Source organism: Streptomyces fulvoviolaceus, assembly GCF_000718165.1.
GTDB lineage: Bacteria > Actinomycetota > Actinomycetes > Streptomycetales > Streptomycetaceae > Streptomyces > Streptomyces fulvoviolaceus.
The window spans coordinates 1-257 of the sequence record NZ_JOEY01000219.1; the positions used below are offsets into that span (position 1 = coordinate 1).

The window sequence follows — 257 nt, forward strand, 5'->3', positions numbered from 1 at the left end:
CGTAAGGGGTGAAGCTGACCGGTACTAATAGGCCGAGGGCTTGTCCTCAGTTGCTCGCGTCCACTGTGTTGGTTCTGAAACCACGAACAACCCCATGCCCATGGTCACGGGTGTGGTGCGGTTGAGACGTTTCACCGTGTTTCGGTGGTCATAGCGTGAGGGAAACGCCCGGTTACATTCCGAACCCGGAAGCTAAGCCTTACAGCGCCGATGGTACTGCAGGGGGGACCCTGTGGGAGAGTAGGACACCGCCGAAC

1 rRNA gene is annotated in these 257 nt (G+C 58.8%); it reads left to right on the forward strand.

The window, feature by feature from the left end:
- The first annotated feature begins 140 nt into the window (after positions 1–140).
- A 5S ribosomal RNA gene (rrf, locus tag IG08_RS0153600) occupies positions 141–257 on the forward strand.